The 24,510-nt window shown below is 42.5% G+C and carries 29 protein-coding genes, 1 tRNA gene and 1 pseudogene; 18 read left to right on the top strand and 13 right to left on the bottom strand.

What is annotated here, in order from left to right; translation table 11 throughout:
- Nucleotides 1-9 precede the first annotated feature (9 nt).
- Nucleotides 10-390: a response regulator gene (locus OQ289_RS00700; protein ID WP_270088962.1), complete on the top strand. Its 381-nt coding sequence runs from the start codon at nucleotides 10-12 to the stop codon at nucleotides 388-390.
- A 402-nt stretch (nucleotides 391-792) separates the two neighbouring features.
- Entirely contained in the window at nucleotides 793-1,314 is a 522-nt protein-coding gene (locus OQ289_RS00705; protein WP_270088963.1) for a YciE/YciF ferroxidase family protein, read from the top strand.
- A gap of 70 nt (nucleotides 1,315-1,384) precedes the next feature.
- Here OQ289_RS00705 and OQ289_RS00710 read toward each other — a convergent pair whose 3' ends face one another.
- On the bottom strand, nucleotides 1,385-2,296 hold the full coding sequence (locus tag OQ289_RS00710; protein WP_270088964.1) for a diacylglycerol/lipid kinase family protein: 912 nt from the start codon (nucleotides 2,294-2,296) through the stop codon (nucleotides 1,385-1,387).
- A 76-nt stretch (nucleotides 2,297-2,372) separates the two neighbouring features.
- Between OQ289_RS00710 and surE the strand changes: the two genes are divergently transcribed.
- The 3 genes from surE to OQ289_RS00725 are packed head-to-tail and all read left to right on the top strand — an operon-like array spanning nucleotide 2,373 to nucleotide 3,571.
- On the top strand, nucleotides 2,373-3,110 hold the full coding sequence (gene surE, locus OQ289_RS00715) for a 5'/3'-nucleotidase SurE (protein WP_270088965.1): 738 nt from the start codon (nucleotides 2,373-2,375) through the stop codon (nucleotides 3,108-3,110).
- 26 nt (nucleotides 3,111-3,136) lie between these two features.
- Nucleotides 3,137-3,418 (top strand): hypothetical protein, encoded by a 282-nt coding sequence (locus OQ289_RS00720; RefSeq protein ID WP_270088966.1) that lies wholly within the window; start codon nucleotides 3,137-3,139, stop codon nucleotides 3,416-3,418.
- Nucleotides 3,419-3,433: 15 nt separating this feature from the next.
- Entirely contained in the window at nucleotides 3,434-3,571 is a 138-nt protein-coding gene (locus tag OQ289_RS00725; RefSeq protein WP_270090889.1) for a hypothetical protein, read from the top strand.
- A 7-nt stretch (nucleotides 3,572-3,578) separates the two neighbouring features.
- Here OQ289_RS00725 and OQ289_RS22090 read toward each other — a convergent pair.
- The 6 genes and pseudogenes from OQ289_RS22090 to OQ289_RS00750 all read right to left on the bottom strand — a co-directional run.
- Nucleotides 3,579-3,722 (bottom strand): annotated as a pseudogene (locus OQ289_RS22090) (Ada metal-binding domain-containing protein); the annotation flags it as partial.
- A 3-nt stretch (nucleotides 3,723-3,725) separates the two neighbouring features.
- The gene (locus tag OQ289_RS00730; RefSeq protein ID WP_270088967.1) at nucleotides 3,726-4,439 is read right to left on the bottom strand and encodes a 2OG-Fe(II) oxygenase; all 714 of its coding nucleotides are present in this window, start codon (nucleotides 4,437-4,439) and stop codon (nucleotides 3,726-3,728) included.
- A 167-nt stretch (nucleotides 4,440-4,606) separates the two neighbouring features.
- A complete protein-coding gene (locus tag OQ289_RS00735; RefSeq protein WP_270088968.1) occupies nucleotides 4,607-5,227 on the bottom strand; it encodes a hypothetical protein in 621 nt (206 codons plus the stop codon).
- A gap of 894 nt (nucleotides 5,228-6,121) precedes the next feature.
- Nucleotides 6,122-6,637, bottom strand: coding sequence for a hypothetical protein (locus OQ289_RS00740; protein WP_270088969.1), 516 nt, complete (start codon nucleotides 6,635-6,637; stop codon nucleotides 6,122-6,124).
- A 91-nt stretch (nucleotides 6,638-6,728) separates the two neighbouring features.
- Nucleotides 6,729-7,328, bottom strand: a complete 600-nt coding sequence (locus OQ289_RS00745) for a DUF4142 domain-containing protein (RefSeq protein WP_270088970.1) — start codon at nucleotides 7,326-7,328, stop codon at nucleotides 6,729-6,731.
- Nucleotides 7,329-8,224: 896 nt separating this feature from the next.
- Entirely contained in the window at nucleotides 8,225-8,686 is a 462-nt protein-coding gene (locus OQ289_RS00750; RefSeq protein ID WP_270088971.1) for a ferritin-like domain-containing protein, read from the bottom strand.
- 273 nt (nucleotides 8,687-8,959) lie between these two features.
- Here OQ289_RS00750 and OQ289_RS00755 point away from each other — a divergent pair, with 273 nt between their 5' ends.
- From OQ289_RS00755 to OQ289_RS00765, 3 genes are all read left to right on the top strand, one after another.
- Nucleotides 8,960-9,172: a hypothetical protein gene (locus OQ289_RS00755; RefSeq protein ID WP_270088972.1), complete on the top strand. Its 213-nt coding sequence runs from the start codon at nucleotides 8,960-8,962 to the stop codon at nucleotides 9,170-9,172.
- Nucleotides 9,173-9,174: 2 nt separating this feature from the next.
- Nucleotides 9,175-9,852: a DUF421 domain-containing protein gene (locus tag OQ289_RS00760; protein WP_270088973.1), complete on the top strand. Its 678-nt coding sequence runs from the start codon at nucleotides 9,175-9,177 to the stop codon at nucleotides 9,850-9,852.
- Between the two features lie 441 nt (nucleotides 9,853-10,293).
- Nucleotides 10,294-11,394 carry a sensor histidine kinase gene (locus OQ289_RS00765; protein ID WP_270088974.1) on the top strand — a complete coding sequence of 367 codons (1,101 nt, stop codon included), beginning with the start codon at nucleotides 10,294-10,296 and terminating at the stop codon, nucleotides 11,392-11,394.
- Nucleotides 11,395-11,443: 49 nt separating this feature from the next.
- Here OQ289_RS00765 and OQ289_RS00770 read toward each other — a convergent pair whose 3' ends face one another.
- A complete protein-coding gene (locus OQ289_RS00770; RefSeq protein WP_270088975.1) occupies nucleotides 11,444-12,076 on the bottom strand; it encodes a hypothetical protein in 633 nt (210 codons plus the stop codon).
- 340 nt (nucleotides 12,077-12,416) lie between these two features.
- Between OQ289_RS00770 and OQ289_RS00775 the strand changes: the two genes are divergently transcribed.
- The 6 genes from OQ289_RS00775 to OQ289_RS00800 all read left to right on the top strand — a co-directional run bounded on the left by OQ289_RS00775 (nucleotide 12,417) and on the right by OQ289_RS00800 (nucleotide 16,773).
- Complete coding sequence (locus OQ289_RS00775; protein ID WP_270088976.1) at nucleotides 12,417-13,517, top strand: sensor histidine kinase; 1,101 nt, start codon at nucleotides 12,417-12,419, stop codon at nucleotides 13,515-13,517.
- A gap of 2 nt (nucleotides 13,518-13,519) precedes the next feature.
- Nucleotides 13,520-14,179 carry a response regulator transcription factor gene (locus OQ289_RS00780; RefSeq protein WP_033563705.1) on the top strand — a complete coding sequence of 220 codons (660 nt, stop codon included), beginning with the start codon at nucleotides 13,520-13,522 and terminating at the stop codon, nucleotides 14,177-14,179.
- Nucleotides 14,180-14,305: 126 nt separating this feature from the next.
- Nucleotides 14,306-14,530 carry a hypothetical protein gene (locus OQ289_RS00785; protein ID WP_270088977.1) on the top strand — a complete coding sequence of 75 codons (225 nt, stop codon included), beginning with the start codon at nucleotides 14,306-14,308 and terminating at the stop codon, nucleotides 14,528-14,530.
- 187 nt (nucleotides 14,531-14,717) lie between these two features.
- Nucleotides 14,718-15,608 carry an SDR family oxidoreductase gene (locus OQ289_RS00790; protein WP_270088978.1) on the top strand — a complete coding sequence of 297 codons (891 nt, stop codon included), beginning with the start codon at nucleotides 14,718-14,720 and terminating at the stop codon, nucleotides 15,606-15,608.
- An 18-nt stretch (nucleotides 15,609-15,626) separates the two neighbouring features.
- Nucleotides 15,627-16,139 carry a CinA family protein gene (locus OQ289_RS00795; RefSeq protein ID WP_270088979.1) on the top strand — a complete coding sequence of 171 codons (513 nt, stop codon included), beginning with the start codon at nucleotides 15,627-15,629 and terminating at the stop codon, nucleotides 16,137-16,139.
- Between the two features lie 157 nt (nucleotides 16,140-16,296).
- The gene (locus tag OQ289_RS00800) at nucleotides 16,297-16,773 is read left to right on the top strand and encodes a hypothetical protein (protein ID WP_270088980.1); all 477 of its coding nucleotides are present in this window, start codon (nucleotides 16,297-16,299) and stop codon (nucleotides 16,771-16,773) included.
- A 24-nt stretch (nucleotides 16,774-16,797) separates the two neighbouring features.
- On the opposite strand, the gene OQ289_RS00805 is transcribed toward OQ289_RS00800, so the two are convergent.
- On the bottom strand, nucleotides 16,798-17,337 hold the full coding sequence (locus OQ289_RS00805; protein ID WP_033563701.1) for a hypothetical protein: 540 nt from the start codon (nucleotides 17,335-17,337) through the stop codon (nucleotides 16,798-16,800).
- 212 nt (nucleotides 17,338-17,549) lie between these two features.
- Between OQ289_RS00805 and ung the strand changes: the two genes are divergently transcribed.
- Entirely contained in the window at nucleotides 17,550-18,221 is a 672-nt protein-coding gene (gene ung / locus OQ289_RS00810) for a uracil-DNA glycosylase (RefSeq protein ID WP_270088981.1), read from the top strand.
- Between the two features lie 3 nt (nucleotides 18,222-18,224).
- Here the strand turns inward: ung and OQ289_RS00815 are convergent, their stop codons facing one another.
- Together OQ289_RS00815 and OQ289_RS00820 are read right to left on the bottom strand one after the other, a co-directional pair.
- Entirely contained in the window at nucleotides 18,225-19,310 is a 1,086-nt protein-coding gene (locus tag OQ289_RS00815; protein ID WP_270088982.1) for a DUF6695 family protein, read from the bottom strand.
- A 4-nt stretch (nucleotides 19,311-19,314) separates the two neighbouring features.
- Entirely contained in the window at nucleotides 19,315-19,785 is a 471-nt protein-coding gene (locus OQ289_RS00820) for an Lrp/AsnC family transcriptional regulator (RefSeq protein ID WP_033563698.1), read from the bottom strand.
- Between the two features lie 331 nt (nucleotides 19,786-20,116).
- Here OQ289_RS00820 and sufB point away from each other — a divergent pair, with 331 nt between their 5' ends.
- From sufB to sufD, 3 genes are all read left to right on the top strand, one after another.
- Nucleotides 20,117-21,568 (top strand): Fe-S cluster assembly protein SufB, encoded by a 1,452-nt coding sequence (gene sufB, locus OQ289_RS00825; RefSeq protein ID WP_033563697.1) that lies wholly within the window; start codon nucleotides 20,117-20,119, stop codon nucleotides 21,566-21,568.
- A gap of 96 nt (nucleotides 21,569-21,664) precedes the next feature.
- Complete coding sequence (gene sufC / locus OQ289_RS00830; protein WP_033563696.1) at nucleotides 21,665-22,423, top strand: Fe-S cluster assembly ATPase SufC; 759 nt, start codon at nucleotides 21,665-21,667, stop codon at nucleotides 22,421-22,423.
- Between the two features lie 48 nt (nucleotides 22,424-22,471).
- On the top strand, nucleotides 22,472-23,776 hold the full coding sequence (gene sufD, locus OQ289_RS00835) for a Fe-S cluster assembly protein SufD (RefSeq protein ID WP_270088983.1): 1,305 nt from the start codon (nucleotides 22,472-22,474) through the stop codon (nucleotides 23,774-23,776).
- A gap of 28 nt (nucleotides 23,777-23,804) precedes the next feature.
- Here the strand turns inward: sufD and OQ289_RS00840 are convergent, their stop codons facing one another.
- Nucleotides 23,805-24,257 (bottom strand): PH domain-containing protein, encoded by a 453-nt coding sequence (locus OQ289_RS00840; protein WP_270088984.1) that lies wholly within the window; start codon nucleotides 24,255-24,257, stop codon nucleotides 23,805-23,807.
- A 175-nt stretch (nucleotides 24,258-24,432) separates the two neighbouring features.
- Nucleotides 24,433-24,508 (bottom strand) — tRNA-Gly (locus tag OQ289_RS00845).
- Between the last annotated feature and the right edge of the window lie 2 nt (nucleotides 24,509-24,510).

Genomic DNA, 24,510 nt, shown 5'->3' on the forward strand with positions numbered 1-24,510 from the left:
GGACTACCTATGAACAACAAAACCGTATTGCTCTTTGATGATGATGTCAATATTTTAGAAGTCTGTACCATTATTTTGGAAGAATGTGGATATACAGTTGCCATTTCGGAGACCTCCCATGATATTATTGAAAAAGTAACGGCCATTCGCCCGGATATTATTTTGATGGACAATTGGATTCCCGATATCGGAGGAATCAAAGCGACACAGTTGCTTAAACAGCATCCGGATTTCAAGCATATTCCCGTGATCTATGTATCCGCCAACAGTGATATCCATGTCCTTGCCCAACAGGCTGGGGCTGATACCTATTTGGAGAAGCCCTTTAATCTCGATGATTTGGAAGGTATCGTCAATCAGGTCTTGAACAATACCGGAAGCAACGCTTGATTCATGAAGCACATAGCGTCTACCTCGTAGACGTCAGATAAAATCAAAAGGGTCCAGATTAATCTGGACCCTTTCTTGCTTTTGTACTTCAGCATCCTATGTTGTTTGTGTCTCTGTTTCTTTTGTCGAACAGACCGTATATCTGTTCATTTTTGGATCTACTGAAAAAGCAGTTATTATATAAGCTGTGCCCTGTTGCACGGCCCCATTTTGCTTGTTTATTATATAAACGGCCTTCGTGTTTTGTTTATTGTGGAAGGCTAGTTTTCAGGGGTTTATACTGGTGTGTTGGTGATTTTTACCTGATGTGATATGATAGGTACGTATTGTGCATGAATGGGCAAACTAACGACTTAGGTCGACGTTATTATACTATAATTACACTCATAAAAATAGAAAGTTATGGCAGCAAGAAACACCAACGGCAACATGCCCAATGCGCATCTCCACGAATTATTTGTAGACGAATTGAAAGATATTCTCGGAGCAGAAAGGCAACTTTTAAAAGGCCTGAAGAAGTTGGCCACCACCGCGCAAAATCAGAAATTACAACAGGCATTCGAGACGCATTATGAGCAGACCGAGGGACATATCGACCGATTGAAATCCGTATTCTCTACACTGGGGATGACGCCCAGAGGTAAAAAATGTAAGGCAATGGAAGGGCTTCTAAAGGAAGCGGAAGAAATTGCTGATGAATTTGAGGATAGCCCAGAAGTGCTAGACGCAGCCTTGATTGCTGCAGCGCAAAAGGTAGAGCATTATGAGATAGCGAGTTACGGATGTTTAGTGACTTATGCTAGGCTTATGGAGCATACAGAGGCTGAGGAACTCTTGGCTACCACACTTGCCGAAGAAAAAGACACGGATGTGTTGCTCACGACCATCGCGATGAAAGAGGCCAATACGGGCCAAGTGGCTTAAAACATTCTTATCTCTCCATAAATTAGTGATTACAGCTGTAGCCCTTCCATCGTGAAGGGCTGCAGTTTTTTTAAGATAATCTGTTAATCATAAATTGAAGCACATCTTCTCGCACCTCCATCAATACGGGATTTTTGAGCGGAAGCACCAATTCATCATCTACATGCATATACGGACCATCACATTCAATGGTGAGTGCTTTAGCTTTAAAAGTCTTCCAGGTAAATGATACATCTCGGCCTTTTATCAACAGTTGGATATAGGTTGCAAACTCCTCACGCTGATTTTCCTCAATAAGGACCACATTAAAAAGGCCATCATCCATTGTTGCTTCTGGAGATAAAACTAGGTTGGGGCCTATCGATGGAATATTCATCACTTCCAGTAAAAGGCATTTCCCTTCATGCACACCACCATCAGCTTTAATGATGTACTTTTCGGCCTGCGCATGTAGTACAATATCGTGGAGCAGTTCTAATGCAAGGACTAGTTCGTCCTCGGCGTTCTCGACCTCCTTTTTATCAAGTTCATCCATCCGTTGCATCAAATTGGGGAATAGCCCATAGCCAGCACCTTCTAAAAAAAAGTCGGTCGCGTCTGCATTTTTAATCACACCCACATCAAATCGTTGGATTTCACTTTTTTTCCATTTTTTGATATGCTTGCTATACTTGAGTGTACTGTCAATTCCCAGTGCACGAGATAAATTATTGGCTGTTCCCATGGGCAATATTGCCAAAGGGATTTTTTTCGCTAGTGCGTTGCGGAGTACCAATTCTTTGACCACCCTTCTGACGGTCCCATCGCCACCCGCTATTACCGCAAAATCGGCTTGATCTAATTGTTGTTTCCAACTATCATCCTTTTTGACCGAACAATAGACACAACTGTATTCTTCTTTCTCTATGGCCTGGACCAAGTCGGCCTTCAGATGGTCTTCGTCTCCGGCCCCCGGATTGTGCAATAAAAGTGCTTGTCTCATGGTTTACCTTTATACATAAACATTTGCAAGGTCCATTTGTTGTTATAGTATACGAAATATTTATCTGCTGAAAACTATGAGAATCTTGATAACGAATGACGATGGTATATATAGCCCAGGAATAGCTGCTCTAGCAAAGGTGGCCAAGAAATTTGGACAGGTAAAGGTGGTAGCCCCCGATGTCGAGCAGTCGTCCATGGGACACGCCGTGACCCATTCGCGTCCATTAAGCTATAAAAAGTCACCTATAGAGTTTCAAGATATAGAAGCCTACCGGGTAAATGGTACCCCTGCTGATTGTGTGGCCATGGGTACCCACCTGTGGAGCGATGTAGATGTTGTCTTGTCGGGAATCAATATGGGTCCTAATTTAGGCAACTCTATGTGGCATTCGGGTACATTGGCCGCCGCGAAGCAAGCGGTGCTTTTTGGTATCAAGGGTATTGCCTTGAGCACCCCCGTAGGCAAGACTGAGCCTGATTTTGAAGCGTTGGAGTCGTATGTGGAGCAGGTATTGGAGTTGCTCTTGCCCAATATCGAGCTCGCTTTATATAATGTCAATTTCCCGCCCCATCCAACAGATATCGTATGGACGCGACAGTCCGTACGGCTATACGACGGCACTATTATACCGGGTACCGACCCCATGGGCCGCAAGCATTATTGGTTTACCGTATCGCCACTCGAAGCTGCCGATGAAGGTACCGATCGATGGGCAGTTGAAAATGACTTGGTCTCTATTACTCCCTTACGACTCGATTTGACCGATGAAGCGACCTTGGCCGACAAACTGAAAAATACGAAGGGTAAATAGCAGATACACCAAAATAACGATAGGAGATGAAAAACGTAGTCCTACTAATAAGCATATTCGCTCTTCCCCTGATGTGGTATTCCTGTGGCGGTAATCGCGACGGCCAAACTACTGATATGGCCGATACGGCACACCAACACCTCGATAAGAATACCGGCGTGCCACTGAATGATCTGCGACGGAGTGATACGATTGATACCCCAGCAGCCAAGCCCGAAGGGAGCAGTGGTGTACCGTTAGACAACATTGACCGAGATAAGACAGACGATACTGTTGGGAAATCCACCGTCCCGAGATCCGCTGAATAACACCGTTTCGGAGCAATGATAATCAGTAATTTCATCCCGAAGTATTCAGCGCATGTCGGCCACTTCTATTATTTTTCCAATTTTGGTATGCCTCCTTCAGACAATGTCCACATGGACGGTAATTATTTTGCTGGGCATCTTCGATTGATGTAAAGAAAACTCGGTTTTCCCGTTTCATACGTTTGCCGGAGGTACAGCCCAATAATCCATATATTCTCAATTTTCGATTTCCACCAAAGCGGATTTCTTGCCTTCGGATTTTGCTCCGTAAATCGTTGTCTCGAATTTCGGTATGCTGGACCATACCCTAACTTATCGCATCATGAAAGATAATACCCAGGGTATATCTTTCGCCGGTCTTTACCTCACTAACTCCATGCTTCATGTTGACACGATAGTAGCCCTTTATTCCCTTTTCGGGTTTGAAGTTTGTCGTGAAAATAAGCACATCGCCCTTCTTTGGTGTCAAGACAATGGCTTTGGATTGCGCTCTCGGAATTTGTTGCGTTAACACCAATTCGCCCCCGGTAAAATCTTGATCCGGCTCGGTCAGCATCAGCACGATTTGAATAGGGAAATAGACATCGCCATAGAGATCTTGATGCAGGGTGTTGAAGCCTCCTGGCCCATATTTTAGGATTAGGACAGTAGCTTGCTGTTGACCATTTTCATGGCATTGTTCTAATAGTTCTGCGTGGCGCGACGGGAACCGTGTGCCTATATTTAATACGTTGAACCAAGCGTTCGCAATCGGTACAAGTTTCGGATAAATACGTGTTCGGATTTCATCAATGACAGCAGGCAATGGATACTTGAAGTATTTATATTCACCTAATCCAAATCGATACCGTTCCATTACCACTGTTTTTCTGTACGTTGCAGGATTATTATATTCGGCTTTCAACGTCTCGCATTGCTGGTCGGTCAATAAGTTTGATAAAATGGCATATCCGTTTTGATGCATTGTTTCGGCTATTCTTTGCCAGTCTGCAGTTTCTATTCTTTGGATGATATCTTGCATGTATTTTTTTGGTTTTGACTATACGTTGCTGTATGTGGATTGTCGGAGGCTCGTGGCCCCATGTCTCATAAGGCATCCGATAGTACAAATCTCTAAAAATAGGAGGGGACATAAAATCCGATATATGCTATCTTTAGGAGAAACCATGCTAAAAATGTAATATATAGTTACTTTATTGCTTCAATAGACTCAATCCACACACCGTTAAAGCAATCATCCATACACCCTTTCATGCCGTAACCGACGGCCGATATCATACCCTTATTTTCTGTTTTAAAGGTAATGCTCGCATTCTCTCGGTATTTGAGCCAATCGGACTTAGCCTTTTCATAAATATCGTCCAAGGTGTAAAGCGGACTAGCAGAAGAATAGTGGGTCGGTTTTGTCCCTAATTCGCCCGACTTTTCAATCCATTGTAACGTTTCAAGAAAATCAATACCCGTTTCTTTAAAGAAGTCTTCTTTGGTCGTCTTTCGGTTTTTCAGTATTTGATCCACTTCCGTGGTTGACCAGCCACTTTCAGGTCGTAAGATACCTTCATAGATTTTGTAATAAAAATCGCGCGCTACGACCTTGCCTTCCTTCACTGTAAGTGTAGTCTGCCAGGAAGAGGCTATCCAACTATATCCGGTTAGGGTATATTTATAGCTATTGTTGCTTGATTTCTTGAAGGTTTGCCATTTGTCAAAGCTTCGGTCAAATTCATTCGCATATGAAAAATCATCTTTTCTACAGCTTGAAAATAAGGAAAGAGTGAGCAAAGCCCATAGTAAAATTTTGTAGGTCATAGTCTTGGTGTATTTTAAAAGTTATTATCCATAAAACGAGACACATAAGGTGATTGCTACAGAAAGTTCGGTCATTTCGAACGTTGTTTCGTCCATCTGTAATCCTTTTTCTCCATTACTTTTGGGACGTTCAATAGTTGTCCTATACGGCGGACTTTCGATTCCGTATAGGACAGTGATGATAGCAAGTGTCTGGGAACTGTGCCGAATGCCCTTTGTAGTATGGTAGATTTAGCCATTTGTAAGACAAGGTAGAGCAAGGGAGGGCACAGGCGCGGCATAGGTAAGGATACCTATGCCGCTGGGACATCGAAGATAAGGTCGCGGCTATAGAAGGGGCGGTACATATCAAAGCATACCGCCAAATGAAGTGGATGGCGTGATGACCAAGAGGATAGGGCAATAACCAGGTGCATAAGACTAGACATAGTCAGTGTCAAATCAAGACTAAATTATACAATAAGCTATCGTTTACATAGGGTTAACATAGCCTTTACATAGCCATAGCCTAGTCTTTAGCTAAGTAAAAGCTACATTAAGGTTAATTAAAACATATATTAAAACCGAATTTGGTGTTAACTACTTCTCCTTTTTCTTAAAATCCATAGTCTCTCAACACTATTGTTCAAAGATTTCCCCCAGAAAGCGCAAATATTTTATGTGAGGTGCTAAACAATATGTTCAGTTTGGTGTTTTATGTGCATACGGTCAGCAGCGTCTCTCAACGCTCAAAAATTAGGTTAACACATATAGCGGGATGTCATACTCCCGCTATATTTTTATTGGGGCCAGCCTTGACCGAATTTATCTAAAAATGGAACGATGAAAATAGAAAAGCCACCTCCTAAGAGGCGGCCCACCAGCGTTTCTATTAACATCAAAAAATCTAAAAAATTATGATCTTCCGCTGATTTCTTTATCGGATCGATAATATACCCATCCTTGGAGATTTTCCGTTTCCTTGGGATTTGTCAAATCGATCAACGTCAGGATATCTAGATTGAATAATAAAATGCTCTCTTCGTTCAATTCGCGAATGGGATAGTAGATGGCGTTGTCATTGGGCAGATCGATATTACCCTGCAGGGCAATATATTGTTCAGCTAATAAATTGTCAATCAGCGTATCCGTGACTGCATTGAGGTAACGCATCATTTTGCTGATCCACTTCAGCTCCTCTTCTACATATGTAGGGTAGTGTTCGCGGGTGAATTCCAGAATCATCTGCTCCCCTTCAAGGTCTAATCCATCTCGGATCATCCGCAATCCCATGCTCCTGGCTTCTTCTTGATAATAATCCTCCCCATATACAAACTGTATCTCGCCAGCAATAGGGCTAGCTTCGATTTTGGCGCGCAAGGCCATTTGACGGTTGCGCAGCTCGTGGATATAATCATATGTCAGGTCCATAGGCAAAGGTGAAAGATAAGGGGACCAAAGTAGCGTTCTTTGGACCCCTAGCTGTAAAAGATAGTGAAGTGAAAAATATATAAAAATTAACTTACCGTTTTGGTAAGGGTTTTTTATGTGTCGTGTCTTTTGGATTCGGGACCGAGTCGCGTATGTCGGTGCTCATCTTAGTCGGCTTGAAAGTTTTAATCTGATCAAGATGACTTTGAAAGCCCGGTATCTTTTCATTGGCGAATTGTTTTAATTCATTGTCGGTGGTCGCATTGCCTTCAGCAGCTTGTTTAAAAAGCTCGATGGCTTCTGTATGTGTCTGGGCCATCAAATCGGCATAAAGCTGATCGAAAGAAGCTGCATCTGCATCATTCAGTTGTTGGATCATTTGCTCGTATTTCTGGTCATCTGCCTTTCCAAGTTCCCAATTTTTTTGTTGCACGAGGGTGGTCAATTGTTCACCAGCCGCGGTATGATCGCTGACCATCATTTGCGCATAGTGCTTTATGGTCTCGTTTTGAGATTTTTGAAGGGCTATATTAGCCGCCTGGATTTCGAAGGCATTTCTGGCCATGGCTTTGGCCGCAAAATCTAAGTCCCCCCTTTGGGGCTGCACTGCCGTGCTGTCTTGTGCCTGCACCTGGAATGTAACCAGTACATAGGCTAGACATAAGCTGAGGGTTTTGAGAATAGTTTTCATAGTGCGAATATTTTAAAAATGTTATCGATTCGTTCTGCTGCAATGTCTTGCGCCCGCTTGGCCTCTATATCGCATAATCAGATGTAATGCAAGGATGATAAAGAGTATTCCGAAAATGATGGACATAAACATAAGCTATCAATTTAACGTACTATTCAAAAAACAACCGATTGGGGACGATGTTTGTAGTTCGTTGTATTTCAGGTATTAAACATTTTATTTGTGATTTTATACGCGGAGGTAGGATAAAAATCGCAGCTTGAACAAGTAAAGCTGGCAAGGAGAACACCACGAAAGGAAGCAAAAAAAACCACCTATCTGCTGTAAAAGATAGATGGTCTAAAAGTATATAGTTGTATAAAGCGCTCGGGTGTGACTAGTCCTCATCTTCATTCTTAGACTCGGGAGTCTCTAGTATAGCCATGAGTAATAGATAATATCCTTTTTCCAGTCCAAGTTTTGCTGCGTTGATTTCAGTAGTTTTCATTGTAATGTTTTTTTGGGTTTAATATTCTATTAGTAACTCATGCTATACTGTGCAAAAGTGGTGCAAAATATAAGGTTCTTCGCTAGATTAGATACGTTTTTCTTGATTTTTTTATTGCATAAATAGCTGTTTATTAGTGTTTTGTGTGTGTATTTTCAAATGTGGGTTTACTAATTTCTTCAGATGCTTCGCTCCCAAAAAACTGTCTACTAAAATAGACAGTTTCGCTATCTAAACGAGTGATGGCAACTATTAAAAAAGCCCGTCGTGCATGCGCAAGACGGGCTTAAACACTAAGGTAATGAAGACTTAATATGGAAGGATTGCCCAGGTACTGCGAAGTCGCCTTCGAAATCGACTCTCGGTAAATAGCCGCTCACAGGTGCCCTGTCGTAGCAATCCTTCTGCCTTATCCTGCCGCATCGCGTAGATCTCGAATTCGATCGTGAGCCGCCTTTTGCTTTTCGGCTTGGCTCCCAATAATTTCGACCACATTGAGCGGCAAATGGGGAGAATCCTTGAGCGCTTCTTCATAAGCTTTCTTACTGGCATCTTCACCGCGCTCGCACTCTTCGAGTATACTCTTGCGGTCGTGTCCACTGAAGGTCGCTTTGACGTCTAGCCACAATCGGTGAAGTTTGCCCGAATTACGGGTACCGGTAGTAGGCTCTTCGCCGTTGATGACGACCAAAGGGGCCAGTTCGCTATTGAACTGACGGGTCTGTTGGATATAATCCTCAAACAAGGAACGAAGGTCGATATCTTCTTGGCCCTTTAAATCTTCTAAAGCTGTGGTGTAGCCCTCAATACGATCGTTGTTGATTTCAATTAAATCGTTGATGATTTCTGCTGTCGTGTTTTCGTTATACATGTTTCCTCCTTTTATGTTTAATGGGATTTCTTATTATATCAACAAAGACCTATGGTGAATGTTTAGCTAGGAAAACCTAATTAAATACTTAATATTCTGATTTTTAGACTGTTGCTGTTATATTTGAATCTTAAACAAGTAGTTTAAAGATGATTTTTGAGTATTTATATCCTATTCCCGCGTATTCTTCACGATACCCTTGTCAGCAATGTGTATAAAAACTTTTGACATCCGCTGATGGTTATATATACTGCTAACTATAAAAATAATATCATGGCTATCAAAAAAGAAAATGCAAAGGTGGGGCTCGTCAATAAGGAGCGCCAGCCCCGAAAGGAGAAAACCATAACTTCTGTGGTAGAGAAGAGAAACAAAAAACAGGAAGGCGACGGTGAAGCCGGCGTAGACCCTCAAGTGGACCAGCTCAATGATATGCCTGATCCGGATATCCACCCTCGTGAACCTAAAGCACCTAAGCATAAATAAGTATGTTGGAACTTCGAAAAATATTCTTGGAAGGTGCGGAGTGGGATTTTGTAGGGGAAATTGTCGGTCGTTCGGTGATTATGTTTATCGTGATATTGGTCATTCTCCGGCTGTCCGGCAAAAAAGGGGTAAGGCAATTGACGCTTTTCGAAGTCGCGATTATCCTCAGCCTGGGGTCGGCCGCTGGTGACCCTATGTTTCAGGAAGAGCTGCCGGTTATTTATGCACTGGTGGTGCTATTCTCGGTAATCGTGGTCTATAAACTCGTGACGTGGTTGGCCTCCAAGTCGGTCTTTATAAATAAAATATTGGAAGGGGAGGCTATGGTCGTAGTCAGGGAGGGGATGTTTGAAATGAAGCATGAAAGTGATAGCGATTTTTCTAAAATGGAATTTTTTTCTGAATTGCGAAACCAATCCGTCGAGCACCTAGGACAAGTGCGGACTGCGGTGTTGGAAATTGACGGCACCATGAGCATCCTGTTTTATCCGGACGAGGAGGTCAAATATGGCCTACCCCTTTTCCCGGATGCCTACCAAGAGGCAACTCGTGAACAGGAGAATGTATGGGTGGCATGTATGTATTGCGGCGGCGTAATCTCCTATATTCCCCCTACTCGAAAGTGTCCACGATGCCAACGGGATAAATGGGCAAATGCCATTAACACCAAAAGAGTGTAAAGGCTTCTCCCCCCCCGAGCTTCGAATTATTAACGTACTGCGTGAAATACCTGAAATATTGATGCAAATACGGTATTGAATATACCACCCCCTTTGATTGAAAGGGCTGTGAAATTATTTCATTAATTTTAACCGAACAGCTAGAGGTTACTCGGCGCATAAGAAAAGGAGATTTAAGAAAAAAATGCAAGTGCTTACTTTAACCAACTATTGCAATAAGATTTCACAAGGGGGGATACGACAAAATATGAAGACCTAAATAACCATGGTTTGCAAATCGACTTTGTGAACATGAAAGCCCAAAGTCGTAAAAATTAGCGTGGGTCGGTGCAATGCCATTGACCTATTGAGCCCGAACATGACATCATAGAAAAAACAATCCCTTCCGATCGTGAAATACGGAAGATGGAATGATAGTGTCCAATTTTTTGAAGCAATATAATGGGAGAGATACTGAATAATAGGAGTGGTGGAGGTGCCGAACAGGATATGCCTCCGTCACTGAACCACCGAAAGCTAAAGGAATGGAAAGAAATTGAGGAATTTTATACCATATTTCACGATGGCCCCTTTGGCTATGTCATGACAGATGGGAAGGGGTATATTCAACGTTATAATGAAATCGCTGCAGCCATATTGGATGCTCCGGACGGAAATCTAAAGAGGAAGCGAGTGTTGGACTTTCTGTATGAGGATGGCAAGAAGAAAATGATGGCTTTGATGGGCCAACACTCTCTTGGATGGCTGACTCCGTTGCGACTCATAAAGACAAAATGCCCTTACAATGGGAGTCGACTGATGACTTATTTCTTGAAGGGATTTGTTGGGGAGGGAGGGAAACAATGCTTTTGCATCCTTTTACTTCGGAATGATTTTAGACCGGACGATGAATATCTGGAACAACATGAAATCTTATATCACACGATAGTACAGACGCAGGAAGCCGAGCGGGCAGCAATCAGTGCCTCCCTACATGATACAGTGGCTCAGTACTTATATGGTATACACTTACATCTGCAACACCTTCAAATGAATGGGGCGCATGACGAAGCTGTACTGCCCGTCCAACAGATGCTCCATGAAGCTATACGGCTGATTCGGGATTTTTCCAACGATCTGGCACCTATGCTCTTAAGAGATAATGGCTTGTATATGTCCATCATGCAAATGGTGAACAAGCTGTCGCTGCCCAGCTTTAAGATCGATGCGCAGGTAGACGAAAAAGTAGATGCGCTGGCTGCAGATTTGCAACTGAGTATATTCAGGATTGTACAAGAATTGATCAACAATGGGATGAGGCATGCCCAAGCGACGGCTATGTCTATTCGAATAAATGAAATGGAGGCATTCCGGATTGAAATAGAAGTTGTCGATAATGGAAATGGGTTTAAAATAGACGAAAATAATGAAATCGTATTTGGTTCTGGGCTTAGAAATATTCAAAATCGGGTGTTATTGCACGGGGGCGAGCTGGAGATTCGACGTGTAAAGGAAGGCGCAGCTATCGTGGCCAGCTTGCGAACGAATCTTTTTTTGAGTTGAGAGGTCTTCATTAGAAGGCGCTTTCCCTCGCTTGTGATTGGGGGAGCATTTAAGAAGGACACTGCTGGTCACTTGTCGAAATATTCGTGTTGAGCAGCCCTTTAAGTAAAGATTTCCACTGTGGAAACGAAGCCCCCAGTTTTGCTCCGGCACCGATAATGAAATTGCGGATTTTGTCGGATAAGGCATCAACTTCTAGATTGATGACTTCATTCCGACCGAAATAGTTCGCATTGATGCTGTTATTGATACGTTGGATCTGTAGGGTAGAAGTGGCGATATTTTTGAAGAAATGCTTCGTTTCATCATCGTGAGCGGATAGTGGGTTGACGCAGGGACGCAGGGTGATGGTGAGTGCTTGGAGATTGGGATCATTGCTTTCGTCAATGCGCTCAATCTGTACATAGTCAAAGCCATCCGTACTGGGTAGACCAGGGCCCGGAATATCGATTTGGATGTAGTCGCCGATGTTGGGCGTTTGTAATGTTGCTTGACCAACGTTGTCAAGATGAGTGAAAGTCGCCATGGGCAACTCGGCAATTTGATACCAGTGGCTGATACACAGTAACCGGCTCCGAACCACGTCATAGCACTGCTTTGCATCTGCGAGGTGGGCAAAGCTAATGCTTTCAGAAGCATCCATTTTGCGACCGTCGTGTTGGGTGGGGATTTCGTGTTTCATAGCACTGATTTTTGTATTACACTATAATATAACAGCGCGTTTGGAGCTAAGTTTAGATAAAATGGCGAACGGGTATTTGTAGCAGCGAGCATGCGTGTTATTACGGAGGTAAGATGATAAATCACAATAAAAGCCCGTAATACACGTAATATATGGTACATCTATTATGTTAATACGAGGCTATCAAACGTAGACGGTCATTAAGGTTTTACCGGATATTGCAAAAATGAAAGGATTCTATTGGAAGAAGCGCAGAACATTTAATGCGATTAGTTGTTCTATATAGTCGAAAGGAGCTTATGACCCAATGTGAGCCTCAGATTTTTTTAGATACATGAATATGAACACGAAAAAGACTGATGGGGAAGCTGTCATCTCAGCGTCACCGTATATTCCATCGGCTAGGCCGGAACAATATTCTCTTTTTGAACAAGAGGCTGAACGAGATCAGCTATGTTTTGATATCTTCTTCAAAGAAGGACCATTTGGACTTATTTTGTTAGATCGGTATTTTCAGCTGTTTAAAGTCAATTCGAGATTGGAGCATATGTTGGGGCGGGATGCTTCGGAAATGATGGGCAGGCTCATATTTGAGTATCTTACCGAAGAGGACGCGCTAAGTTTTAAATCTATTTTGCAGAATAGTAAAACGTTAGTAAGTCCGCTTTTGGTCAGTCTCGGATTGATTAGGAAAGGTAATAATATTGTGATGACAGATGCCTATGTCCGTAAATACAAGACGAAACTTGGCGAAGATCAGTACTGCATCCTGCTATTCGAAAAAGAATTTTGCCCAAATAGACAGTTACTGGAGCTGAAGCAGGAGGTATATGATGCTATTATCATCACGCAAGAACAGGAAAGACAAGACATAGGAAATTTTTTGCATGATAGTGTGGCACAACTGCTCTATGCTGCACGGCTAAACCTCCAACATTTTGTACTAGAATATGACTATCGAGAGCGTATCGTACCTGTCAAGAAGATGTTGAATGAGGCTATCCACCAGATCCGAAATCTGTCTATGGATTTGGTTCCTTCTGTACTGAATGACTTCGGCCTCAAAGCAGCATTGAAGACAATGGCCGAGCGAATAGCGATTCCGGGATTTGAGGTGACGGCACTGGTCCAAGAAAAATGCGAAACACTACCCGATGGCCTCAAGTTGGCTATCTATAGGATTGTACAAGAACTGCTAAATAATTGTATGAAACACGCGATGGCGACCAAAGTCCGAGTGAAGATATCTTGGGCGCAAGATACAATAGTTGTTGAGGTAACCGACAATGGCAAAGGCTTCGCTAAGGAGCTCGAAGAATGTGTGCAGGAGGGCTCGGGTTTGCGCAATATAAAAAGTAGGATCCATCTGTATAATGGAGATATTAAAATCAAAGCCAATAAAATTGGTAGCACAGTGTTGGTCAATTTGCAAGTAACATAAATATGAAGAAAATCAAGATTATGCTCGCCGAAGACCATTTAGTGGTCCGGAATGGAATCAAGTTGCTGCTGGACTCTCAGGATAACTTTGAAGTAGTGGGTGAAGTGGGGAGTGGAAAGGAGATATTGGATTTGCTATCTGCAGGGGTAGAGACAGATATCCTCATCACCGACCTAGGTATGCACAATGTGGATGGTATCCAGCTGATTAAAGAAGTAAAAGCACGTAATCTGGCTATTAAAGTGATTGTGCTGACGATGTTGGATTGTGAACAACATGTGGCCAAGTCCTTTGAATGTGGTGCAAAAGCCTATTTGGTCAAAAACGTTGCGGCCGAAGAGCTTATATTCTGTGTCAATCATGTGGCAAAAGGGGGGCGATTCCTCTGTGAGGAATTGATGATTAAATTTATAGACAAGCTTATCGAAAAGAACGCTACGCAGATAAATAAGATAGACCCAGCAGAGCTAGACCTGTCTTCACGAGAGTTGGAAGTACTGGAACTGCTGGGCGAAGGGTTGACTAATCTGGAAATCTCCAAACGTTTATTTTTGAGCAAGCGAACAGTAGAAGGGCATCGTCAAAGCTTGATTGACAAGACTAAATCTAAAAATACCCCGGCGCTGATTAAATTTGCCCTTCAAAACGGCCTGATTCATTAGAAAAGCCGTCTACGTATAAATACTCGATAAGTATGTATAAATGCCCTTTGTGGGTTGTCTGCCAAACAGATAGCCTACAAAGGATGTTTTTATAGCAACAGTTTTGTCACACTAAAACAAAAGACTATGAAAACATTAAAGACAGTAATGATGCTTGGCATCGGTTGTGTAATCGCAGTGACAGCTTGTAATAGCGCATCTGATAATAATCAAAATAATGGAGATGGACAGCCTTCCGCCGTGCCACCAACCAATGGAGAAGAGTCACGGTACAACTTGAACGGGACCGATACTTCTGTAACCCCGATTGATTCAAATAGAACGGATACTTCTACTATACAGACACCATAGAAAGGAGGAGGCGATGTTATTTAGAAAGAAAAAAGTGCCAAAGTCTATTCTTGAAGAGCCGGATGATCAACCTGCCGGGTTTACGATTCCATGGGTAATCATTATAGCGATTGTTATACTAGGCATACTCTATCTGCTTTTTTTCAAAGATAGATAGTGCCTCTACATCTTAAGAATAAAAACAACTATGGCAGATTATATAAATCATAACAACAATCCTGCGGAGAAATATCCTGCGCCTCCCTTTGGACGGCAGGCGCAGTCTCCTCCCGGGTTGGAGCGTCTACTTGATCCTAAAGCCGATCACGGTGAGACCTCTTACAGAGGGAACGGCCTGTTGATAGGAAAGAAAGCGGTAATTACGGGGGCTGATTCTGGAATAGGAAAAGCTATTGCAATTGCTTATGCGAGGGAAGGGGCCGATATTTTGGTTTCTTACCTCAATGAGGAAGAGGATGCGCTCGATACAAAAAAGTGGGTAGAGCATGCCGGGCGTCAAGCTATATTGGTGCCTGGTGATATTCGATCCGAGAAGCATTGCCATCACCTTATTGCGAAAGCCACCGAAGAATGGGGCGGTATCGATATTCTAGTAAATAATGCAGCTTATCAGCGGACGTATAAAGATTTTGGGTCTATTCAGGCTGACGAATGGCGAGAGGTCTTCGATACGAATGTACACGCCATGTTTTATTTGTGTTATGAAGCACTGCCCTTTATGTTGGCGGGGAGTAGTATCATCAATACCACATCTGTCAATGCCTACCACCCCAATCCGATATTGCTACCTTATGCCGCGACCAAGGCTGCCATCCAAAATTTCACAGCGAATATGGCGCAGATGATGTTGGAGGCCGACAATGGAATCCGGGTCAATGCTGTAGCACCAGGACCTGTATGGACACCCTTGATTCCGTCAACGATTCCCGAGCACGAAAACTTCGGGAAAGATACCCCGATGGGACGGCCCGGGCAGCCAGTTGAGATAGCTCCGATATTTGTCTTCTTGGCATCTGAAGCCGCATCTTATATTTCGGGAGCAACTATTCCCGCTACGGGTGGAAAAATAGCGTTCTAACTTCTTAATACCTAAAATATGGAAATCAATTCAGAAAAACTTAACCTATGTGGTGAGTACTTTTCCAAGAACGAATTGAAATTAGTGTTGGCAGAGAGTATGACGGCCGGATTTGTCGCCTCTGTCATCAGTCTGGAGCAGCATGCAGGGGATTATTTTCTAGGTTCTGTAGTGTGCTACCACGACGAGATGAAAAAGCAGGCACTGCAAATTGATGCTGATTTGTTGGATAAGTATGGTGGCGTTTCTGCGGAAGTAACAGCTGCATTGGTGAAAGGCCTCCAACGGGTCTACAGGCCAGATATTGCGATCGCAATCACAGGATTTGCCTCCGCGTGTGGAGAGACTACGGACAAGAACCCTGTAGGGACCGTATTTATCAATATGCAGTTTGAGAATTTTGGATTTTCTAAAAAATGTCTATTTAAAGGTTTGCCAGAGGAGATCATAAAAGCAACGACCAACGAAATCATCGAAAATCTTTATGAAACGATACAGGTCTTCCAGACTGTTCAAAAATGTAAATTGTAATCTGCAAATCTGATAAATTTTGTATTTTGGCCTAGGATATCCACGCGTATAGTTGGTGGAATAAGCTGATTACGCGTTTAAGATGCAACAAATATACACCAATTAGTGGGTGGTATTGTGCAAGTGGCTATCCGAGCTAATGCATAAATGAATTAAGATGAACAGGTTGATAAAAAAAATATTTCAAGTGGTGGCACTTATCACCGTTATGGGAGCAACAACGAATATCTTGCATGCGCAGGAGGAGGATACGGTCCAGAATGTAATCGACGATATACAGATTGATATTAAGAGCGCGACAGTGGATGTTAAGAACAACAGGGCTACTATAGAGCTGTATCTGATTTCCTATCAGCGCAACGCGAGAGAATTTAAACTGAATACCTTTGCGACACAGGTGGTAGACGCTAAAAGGCAGATGTATATGTATACCTCGATGCAAATGGGTAAAGTACTGGTAAAATTGGTCGACCGTCAAAACTACCTGAATTATTTTATGGAAGATGGGGTACCTGTCCCGTTGAAAATAACGGTAGATAATTGGCCGAAAACCGCAAAACCCAGCAAGCTGAAATTGGTGTTTGAAGATAGTACCGAACAAGGTAAATTTATAGAAAAGGCTGTCAATTTATAATTTGACAGCCTTTTCTATGTATTATTATCGAGAGTATCGAACTTGTTGACGATCCATCATACCCATTTGATCTTTCATCATTTTGATTTGATCGGTCAACAATTTGTTTTTATCTGCTTTCTTGGCTTCTTGGAGGTATTTCTCCGCTTCCCTTTTATTTCTTTTGGCCATCGCTATTCCCGCTAAGCTAAGTTTGGCCAATGCTATATTATGATCCATATGGAGACCGAGGGAAAGGGCCTTCTTAAAGAATTTTTCGGATTGTAACGGGGCTCTTCTGGACTCGATGAGGCCAATGAGCATATTGTAATATCCATGTTGTGCTGGAATCAGTTGCTTCTCATAATTGGTAATCCTATTCAGCCACAGTTCTGCTTTTTCCATTTTCTCTTTGCGCATAAACCACTGAGCCAATAACATGTTCTCGTTAAAGAAGACGGTGACCCACGCTAGTATAGTGACTAATATACCCAAAACACCCCAACCCCACTGTCCAAACCAAAAGAGAACAACGGTGCCCACCAACAACAAGGAGCTAATAATGATTCGAATTAAATTTGACATTCGTCTAAAATATTTTGTTTTTAAAATACAAATTTAGATAAAATTGGCTGTATATACAATATAATTGCATCGTATGCAAATTGCTGTCTGGTCATAGGATAGTCAAAAGCAGAAACCGATGGAAGAATTATTTCGGAAGAAAATGTAAGCTACTGTTGGAGTTTTTGTGGTGGGAACCTCTGAATACGACACTTTTTGGCTAAGTTTGAATCATGGAAAAACGCTATGATGAAAGCTGGGACGAAGTGCTTCAGCCACTTTTTAAGCAACCGTATATGAAAGCATTGTCACGATTTGTACAGGCAGAAAGAGAGCAGGCATTGGTGTTTCCTCCTGAGGACTTAGTCTTCAATGCATTTAAACTCACGCCTTTGGATAGGGTTAAGGTCGTGATTTTAGGACAAGATCCCTATCACAATGATGGGCAGGCGCATGGATTGTCCTTTTCTGTCCCTGATGGAATTGCTATTCCGCCCTCCCTACGGAATATTTACACGGAGTTGCAGACCGATATATCGGGATTTCAATATCCGAGATCCGGAAATTTGACAAGCTGGGCAAAGCAAGGCGTGTTGCTGTTGAACGCGACATTAACGGTACGGGCGCATGAAGCGGCTTCTCATCAAAAGCAAGGTTGGGAAATGTTTACCGATCATATTATTCATGAGGTATCCAATCGGACCGATCATGTGGTGTTCATGCTATGGGGCAGTTATGCGCAGAAGAAAGCGATGCTAATCGATCATGCCAAACATTTGGTGCTCAAGTCTGTACATCCATCGCCTCTTTCGGTGTATAGGGGGTTTTTCGGGTCCAAACATTTCTCTAAGGCCAATACTTACCTGGCACAACATGGACGGGAACCCATTGACTGGAAAATTTAATGATTAAGCGAGAAGCTCTTGTACGCGAGACAACTGCAACTCGTCCTTGTGTAGGCGCTGTATATGTTTCACCGCTATTTTGCGGTTTTGCTGGACCACATGGGTAAATAAGAGATGGCTGTCATAGGTAACCTCAAAGGGGAGATGTGGGTTAAGGGTGGCATCTGCCTCTCCAATGACCGAATACTCCCACGTCCCGGAAGAGGTATACCTGGAAATGATGAGCTGCTGGCTTCTTTCCGATACCTGAAAGGCATACCATGCACCTTCACCTACACCCCCTAAATATTGTGCATGCTTGGGAAGTGTAATAGGTTTGGACTGATATTTCATGCCGCCTATAATTAAGTCGTTGGGCAGCTGCGCAGATTTTTGGGTGCTGATATTATCCTTTAGTTTGCTGACTAAGAAAGAAAATGATTGCCACCGATTCATTCTAAAACGCTTAAGCCCCGTCTCGGGTAGATAGGAGTATACTGTGCGGCAGTGATTTGCATTCACAATATTGCTGATAGGGCTACATTTAATTGTTTCCGGGAAATTGATGGAGTGTAGCCAATGGTATTTCGTTGATGAGTTAAAGAGCAGGCGTGGAATGAAGCGCGAACAGTTGTTATTGCCTTTTGCCACGGCCCCATAAGGAGTCGAGCCTTCATGGACAATCTGATCGGCATAAGTCTTGGCCATATCAAAACTGATGTCGGAGGCTATAGAGAAATAGAGCTCCCCAAAACCTTGCATGCCGTCCCGCATGTACTCGAACTGCTGTACAATCTCTTCTAAATTATCTATTTTGCCCTCGCTGTCGAAACGGGCTTTAAAGTCAATTTCCAAACGAGGGTCTGATTCTTTGGAGCGGGCTCTACCATGACCGCGAGGAGATATGTATCGTCCAAAATCATAGTATAGCAATTCTCCCGAAAGGCGACTAATCAAAACAACTCCGGTGTGCCCAACTTTGAAATTTAAATTTTTAACGAGCCCAATTTTTTTGAAAAACATCATCCATGCTTCGTCTCCCCGAATGGTCGAGTCTGGCCATGCCAGGATGAGGGCAAAGTCATCATAGGTGGGTAGAGTTTTTTCCATAGGCTTAGTATTCAAGGGGGATAATAGGCTCTTTCTTACTTGTAGACATAATCATCATGGTCTGGAAAGTTTTGACGAAAGGGATTTTGGATATTTTTTCCATAATCACAGCCTCGTACGCCTTGATGTCCTTAACATAGACCTTTAACATGAAATCACAGTTGCCCGTCACGTGGTGGCATTCAGTCACCTCGGGAATAGCCTTAACCGCTTCTACAAACTCTGGAATAGCATTGTGTGTGTGGAAATCCAATGAAATCTGAATGAAAGATTTGATACCTAATCCGAGCTTCTCTTCGTCCACAAAAGCATGGTAGCTTTTTATAAACCCAGAATTCTCTAACTTCCGGACGCGTTCTAAGGTTGGAGCAGGAGACAATCCAATGCTGGAAGCCAATTGAAGATTCGTTACACGACCATTTTCCTGTAAGAGCTTCAATATTTTTAAGTCTGTTTTATCGGGCTGAAAGGCCATATCTTGATGTCAGTTTTAAGATCAAATGTAAAGATAATAAAACTTTTCAAAATTATATTTGGTTATTCAGTATGATATTGTATAAATATTTGCGACCCAAGGATTTGTTGGCCTTTATTTGTCATTAGGACGCTCGTGCTTTTGGTGGCGCGTTGGGGTTGGTGAGGGGATTTCGGAGGGGTGAGAATGAAAAAGTGATCAAAGTCACTTTTTTTTGTCATAAATAAGCCATCTAACCGATTGAAAAGTATTTTTTTAGCGTCTAAAGTCGTACCTTTGTTGCTTGAAACTGAGTGATAATCCTCAGATGATTTTGATTTAGAGTAGAGATATGAGCACTAAAGACGACGAGATTTTAAAAGAGCTGGAGAACGAAGAGTATAAATACGGTTTTACGACTGATATTGAGATGGATATCGCTCCTGTAGGCTTGACCGAAGATACAGTTCGACTTATTTCCCAGAAGAAAAATGAGCCAGAATGGTTGTTGGAGTGGCGATTGAAAGCTTTCCGTCATTTTTTGACCATGAAAATGCCCTCTTGGCAGAACTTCAAGAATCCAGAAGTGGATTTTCAAGAAATATCATACTATGCGGCCCCTAAAGTGAAGCCTCAGTTGGAATCCCTTGATGAGGTGGATCCGGAGCTGCTGTTGACTTTTGAAAAATTAGGGATTCCGTTGGATGAACAAAAGATATTGGCTGGAGTCGTTGCCGTTGATGCGGTATTTGATTCGGTATCGGTAAAGACTACTTTTCGGGAGAAGCTGAAAGAGCAAGGGGTCATATTTTGCTCATTTGGGGAGGCTGTACAAGAGCATCCCGAACTTATACGTGAGTATCTAGGAAGTGTCGTACCTCAAACAGATAATATTTATGCGGCACTAAATTCTGCAGTATTTTCGGACGGGTCATTCGTTTATATTCCTAAGGGAGTGAGGTGTCCAATGGAACTTTCGACCTATTTCCGTATTAATGCGCAGAATACAGGCCAGTTTGAACGTACACTTATCATCGCAGATGAGGGGTCATACGTGTCTTATCTAGAGGGATGTACAGCGCCAACTCGTGATGAAAACCAATTACACGCGGCAGTCGTAGAACTGGTTGCGCAGAAGGATGCCGAAATCAAATATTCTACCGTGCAGAACTGGTACCCTGGGGATAAGGATGGAAAAGGTGGAATTTATAATTTCGTAACCAAACGGGGAATCTGTAAAGGAGATAACAGTAAGATATCTTGGACACAAGTAGAAACGGGATCTGCCATCACATGGAAATACCCAGGTGTAATTCTTAAAGGAGATAATTCTGTAGGAGAATTCTACTCGGTGGCTTTGACTCGTAATATGCAAGTGGCTGATACAGGTACCAAAATGATTCATTTAGGGAAAAATACCCGTTCAAAAATTGTATCTAAAGGTATCTCGGCAGGTAAAAGCCATAACAGTTACCGTGGGTTGGTCAAGATTGGTCCTAATGCGGATAATTCCCGTAATTTTACCCAATGTGACTCTCTCTTGATTGGCGACAAATGTGGAGCGCATACTTTCCCTTATATCGAAAACAAAAATAGAACCGCTATACTTGAACACGAAGCAACGACCTCAAAAATTGGGGAAGACCAAGTGTTCTACCTCAATCAACGTGGTATTGACTCTGAAAAAGCAGTAGGGTTGATTGTAAATGGATATGCAAAAGAGGTGTTGAACCAGTTGCCGATGGAATTTGCAGTGGAGGCTCAGAAGCTCCTAGCGATATCGCTTGAAGGTAGTGTAGGGTAAGAAGTAGTATTAAGATTTTTATATATCGTAAAAAAATAAAGGGAGCAAATGGTAAGAGAGTCTTCTTACAGTTTGATGTCCAAATGAAAAGAAAGTATGTTAAGTATTAAGAATTTACATGCGTCTGTTGAAGACAAACAAATATTGAAAGGATTGAATCTAGAGGTCAAAGCTGGAGAGATTCATGCAATCATGGGACCAAATGGTGCGGGAAAAAGCACATTGGGTAATGTATTGGCAGGACGCGACAGCTACGAAGTGACAGATGGTTCGGCACTTTTGGAGGGAATCGATCTATTGGATCTTTCTCCTGAAGATCGCGCAAGAGAAGGGTTATTTTTGGCTTTTCAATATCCAGTAGAAATCCCCGGGGTATCCAATATCAACTTTTTGAAAACGGCCGTCAATGATATCCGTGAGTATAAGGGGTTGCCTCCGATGGAAGCGAAAGAGTTTCTTCAGATGGTTAAAGACAAGCAGAAGTTGGTCGAATTCTCGGCAAGCCTTGCTAATCGTTCATTGAACGAAGGATTTTCTGGAGGTGAGAAAAAACGTAATGAAATTTTTCAACTAGCGATGTTGAATCCTAAGTTGGCAATTCTAGACGAGACGGATTCTGGGTTGGACATAGATGCGCTACGTGTAGTGGCCAACGGTGTCAACCAACTGCGCTCTAAGGACAACGCATTTGTCGTTATTACACACTACCAACGGTTATTAGACTATATCGTTCCTGACTTTGTGCATGTGCTATATAATGGACGTATCGTAAAGACAGGTCCTAAAGAGTTGGCGCTAGAGCTAGAAGAAAAAGGATACGATTGGTTAAAAGAATTAGATACACAAAACGCTTGAGGATCTTAAGGGATGGATGTAGTAGCAAGCGGACGGATAGATAACAACATGAGTACATTAGTAGCAGATTCATTATTTCAACAATTGGTGGAAGGTTTTCAGGAGCAAACAAATGCTCAAGAGACCGTTGCCTTGACCAAGTTGCGTCAAGAGGCCTTTGACAAGTTTCGTCAACAGGGTTTCCCAACCGTGAAAAATGAAGATTGGAAATATACAAATATTCACAGTCTGGTTAATAAGACATACGTGCTTAATCCAGATGTGGACATCGAAGAGTTGGACTTCAGTAAAGCTGATATCCCTGACTTCGACGCACACCGCATCGTGCTGGTAAATGGGCAGTATGTCTTGGCATTTTCTTCCTTGGAAGAAGAGGTGGGACTGACCGTGAAGCCAATTGACGAGGCGGACGAGGAAAGCAATTTCATCAAGCATTTTGCCCAACACGCTGATAAGACAAACAGCGCTATGGTGGCTTTGAATACTGCGCTTTTCACCTCGGGTCTTTTTATAGATGTTGCCAAAGGAAAAGTCTTGCAAAAGCCAATCCATATCGTTCATGTGGCTACTGGCGATGCTGATTTTTTTACACAGACGCGAAACTTAATCGTTCTTGAGCCAAATGCGGAGGCTGAGATTGTAGAATCATTTATCACAATCAATGGTGCTGCGAAGAACGTACATAACAAGGTGACGGAAATCGTTGTTTGCGAAAATGCGAAACTTCAACACTATTATTTACAAATAGCTGATGCGACTAGTCATTACGTGAATCACACGGAAGTTTATCAGGAAAAATATAGTCTGTACAATAATTACAACTGTAATTTCCCAGGACCTTCGTTTGTCAGGAATGACATCAATGTGCGAATGGATGCAGAGAATGTCGAAAGCCATCTTTATGGTATCAACTTGACTTCGGAGAATCAATTTGTAGACAACCATACGGTAGTGGACCATATGAAACCGCATTGTGAATCTTATGAGTGGTACAAAAATATCCCACAAGATACCTCGACAGCGGTATTTAACGGGAAAATTTTTGTGAGAGAAGATGCACAAAAAACAAATGCGTTTCAGCAAAATAATAATATGTTGATTGGCGATAAATCAACAGTATATACTAAGCCGCAGTTGGAGATTTTTGCTGATGATGTGAAATGTTCTCATGGCTGTACAATGGGACAATTTGATGAAGAAGCGCTTTTCTATTTGAGAGCGCGAGGTATCGGAGAGGAGTCTGCTAGGCTGTTGCTGGTACATGCTTTTGCCTTTGACGTAATTACTAGATTTTCCAATCCCGTCGTGCGGGCCTATATCGAAAATCTGGTGGATGCTGGTTTGAAAGATTAACACGTTATATAATCACAGAAAAAGCGCATTAGGATGTTTCTAATGCGCTTTTTCTATGGATTTGTATGGCTGGATTGATGAGTAGGAGTGCGTCTACAAATGAATCGTTGCTATCGGGGCTGATGTATATCTCCCCCTGTTTTTTGTTTTCGATAATCAGTCCGTTTCGTGCGGAAGCAGGACGGAAACCAACCCACATTGTTTCATTGACACGTATCCGTTTTATATGGGCAATTTTTATTTTGCCCCTAATCCAGCCAGCTCTATATTTGATATAACCATCTTGGATGGTGTATCCCACATCTAGGACCATCCAAAGGATGATTCCAATTACGATCAGCGTGGGTACGATGCTCAGGATAATCTGTAATGCTGATGCTCCTTCTTGTCTGTAGGTGACGAATAGAAATAACAACATAACCGAGCAGCATGCGAAGACGATGCATAGCGTTAAGGGATCTTTTCGACTTTTGAAATTCATATCACATGGGTTTATGAGTGTGCGGCGGTCGTCAAAGCTTATATCATCAATATAAGAAAATAAATCGAGTAATTGAAATCCTCAGTGGGGTATAGGCGCCAGCGGAAAAAAAAGGTAGGGGTGATTATCAGATGGTTGGGTATTAAAAAAGCCTCAGATATTTCTGAGGCTTTAGTGGAGCGAAAGACGAGATTCGAACTCGCGACCCCAACCTTGGCAAGGTTGTGCTCTACCAACTGAGCTACTTTCGCTT

This window comes from Sphingobacterium sp. SYP-B4668, assembly GCF_027627455.1.
Taxonomy (GTDB): Bacteria; Bacteroidota; Bacteroidia; order Sphingobacteriales; family Sphingobacteriaceae; genus Sphingobacterium.

Excerpts from the sequence above, each read along its gene's own strand:
- sufC (WP_033563696.1), top strand. The coding sequence starts at position 21,665 with ATGTTAAGTATTAAGAATTTACATGCGTCTGTTGAAGACAAACAAATA.
- OQ289_RS00815 (WP_270088982.1), bottom strand. The coding sequence starts at position 19,310 with ATGGAAAAAACTCTACCCACCTATGATGACTTTGCCCTCATCCTGGCA.
- OQ289_RS00805 (WP_033563701.1), bottom strand. The coding sequence starts at position 17,337 with ATGTCAAATTTAATTCGAATCATTATTAGCTCCTTGTTGTTGGTGGGC.
- OQ289_RS00730 (WP_270088967.1), bottom strand. The coding sequence starts at position 4,439 with ATGCAAGATATCATCCAAAGAATAGAAACTGCAGACTGGCAAAGAATA.
- OQ289_RS00740 (WP_270088969.1), bottom strand. The coding sequence starts at position 6,637 with ATGGACCTGACATATGATTATATCCACGAGCTGCGCAACCGTCAAATG.
- OQ289_RS00710 (WP_270088964.1), bottom strand. The coding sequence starts at position 2,296 with ATGAGACAAGCACTTTTATTGCACAATCCGGGGGCCGGAGACGAAGAC.
- OQ289_RS00735 (WP_270088968.1), bottom strand. The coding sequence starts at position 5,227 with ATGACCTACAAAATTTTACTATGGGCTTTGCTCACTCTTTCCTTATTT.
- OQ289_RS00800 (WP_270088980.1), top strand. The coding sequence starts at position 16,297 with ATGAACAGGTTGATAAAAAAAATATTTCAAGTGGTGGCACTTATCACC.
- OQ289_RS00775 (WP_270088976.1), top strand. The coding sequence starts at position 12,417 with ATGAACACGAAAAAGACTGATGGGGAAGCTGTCATCTCAGCGTCACCG.
- OQ289_RS00765 (WP_270088974.1), top strand. The coding sequence starts at position 10,294 with ATGGGAGAGATACTGAATAATAGGAGTGGTGGAGGTGCCGAACAGGAT.
- OQ289_RS00770 (WP_270088975.1), bottom strand. The coding sequence starts at position 12,076 with ATGAAACACGAAATCCCCACCCAACACGACGGTCGCAAAATGGATGCT.
- OQ289_RS00820 (WP_033563698.1), bottom strand. The coding sequence starts at position 19,785 with ATGGCCTTTCAGCCCGATAAAACAGACTTAAAAATATTGAAGCTCTTA.
- OQ289_RS00755 (WP_270088972.1), top strand. The coding sequence starts at position 8,960 with ATGGCTATCAAAAAAGAAAATGCAAAGGTGGGGCTCGTCAATAAGGAG.
- sufD (WP_270088983.1), top strand. The coding sequence starts at position 22,472 with ATGAGTACATTAGTAGCAGATTCATTATTTCAACAATTGGTGGAAGGT.
- OQ289_RS00745 (WP_270088970.1), bottom strand. The coding sequence starts at position 7,328 with ATGAAAACTATTCTCAAAACCCTCAGCTTATGTCTAGCCTATGTACTG.
- OQ289_RS00760 (WP_270088973.1), top strand. The coding sequence starts at position 9,175 with ATGTTGGAACTTCGAAAAATATTCTTGGAAGGTGCGGAGTGGGATTTT.
- surE (WP_270088965.1), top strand. The coding sequence starts at position 2,373 with ATGAGAATCTTGATAACGAATGACGATGGTATATATAGCCCAGGAATA.
- OQ289_RS00780 (WP_033563705.1), top strand. The coding sequence starts at position 13,520 with ATGAAGAAAATCAAGATTATGCTCGCCGAAGACCATTTAGTGGTCCGG.
- OQ289_RS00700 (WP_270088962.1), top strand. The coding sequence starts at position 10 with ATGAACAACAAAACCGTATTGCTCTTTGATGATGATGTCAATATTTTA.
- OQ289_RS00795 (WP_270088979.1), top strand. The coding sequence starts at position 15,627 with ATGGAAATCAATTCAGAAAAACTTAACCTATGTGGTGAGTACTTTTCC.
- OQ289_RS00705 (WP_270088963.1), top strand. The coding sequence starts at position 793 with ATGGCAGCAAGAAACACCAACGGCAACATGCCCAATGCGCATCTCCAC.
- OQ289_RS00725 (WP_270090889.1), top strand. The coding sequence starts at position 3,434 with ATGATAATCAGTAATTTCATCCCGAAGTATTCAGCGCATGTCGGCCAC.
- OQ289_RS00720 (WP_270088966.1), top strand. The coding sequence starts at position 3,137 with ATGAAAAACGTAGTCCTACTAATAAGCATATTCGCTCTTCCCCTGATG.
- OQ289_RS00790 (WP_270088978.1), top strand. The coding sequence starts at position 14,718 with ATGGCAGATTATATAAATCATAACAACAATCCTGCGGAGAAATATCCT.
- OQ289_RS00785 (WP_270088977.1), top strand. The coding sequence starts at position 14,306 with ATGAAAACATTAAAGACAGTAATGATGCTTGGCATCGGTTGTGTAATC.
- OQ289_RS00840 (WP_270088984.1), bottom strand. The coding sequence starts at position 24,257 with ATGAATTTCAAAAGTCGAAAAGATCCCTTAACGCTATGCATCGTCTTC.
- ung (WP_270088981.1), top strand. The coding sequence starts at position 17,550 with ATGGAAAAACGCTATGATGAAAGCTGGGACGAAGTGCTTCAGCCACTT.
- sufB (WP_033563697.1), top strand. The coding sequence starts at position 20,117 with ATGAGCACTAAAGACGACGAGATTTTAAAAGAGCTGGAGAACGAAGAG.
- OQ289_RS00750 (WP_270088971.1), bottom strand. The coding sequence starts at position 8,686 with ATGTATAACGAAAACACGACAGCAGAAATCATCAACGATTTAATTGAA.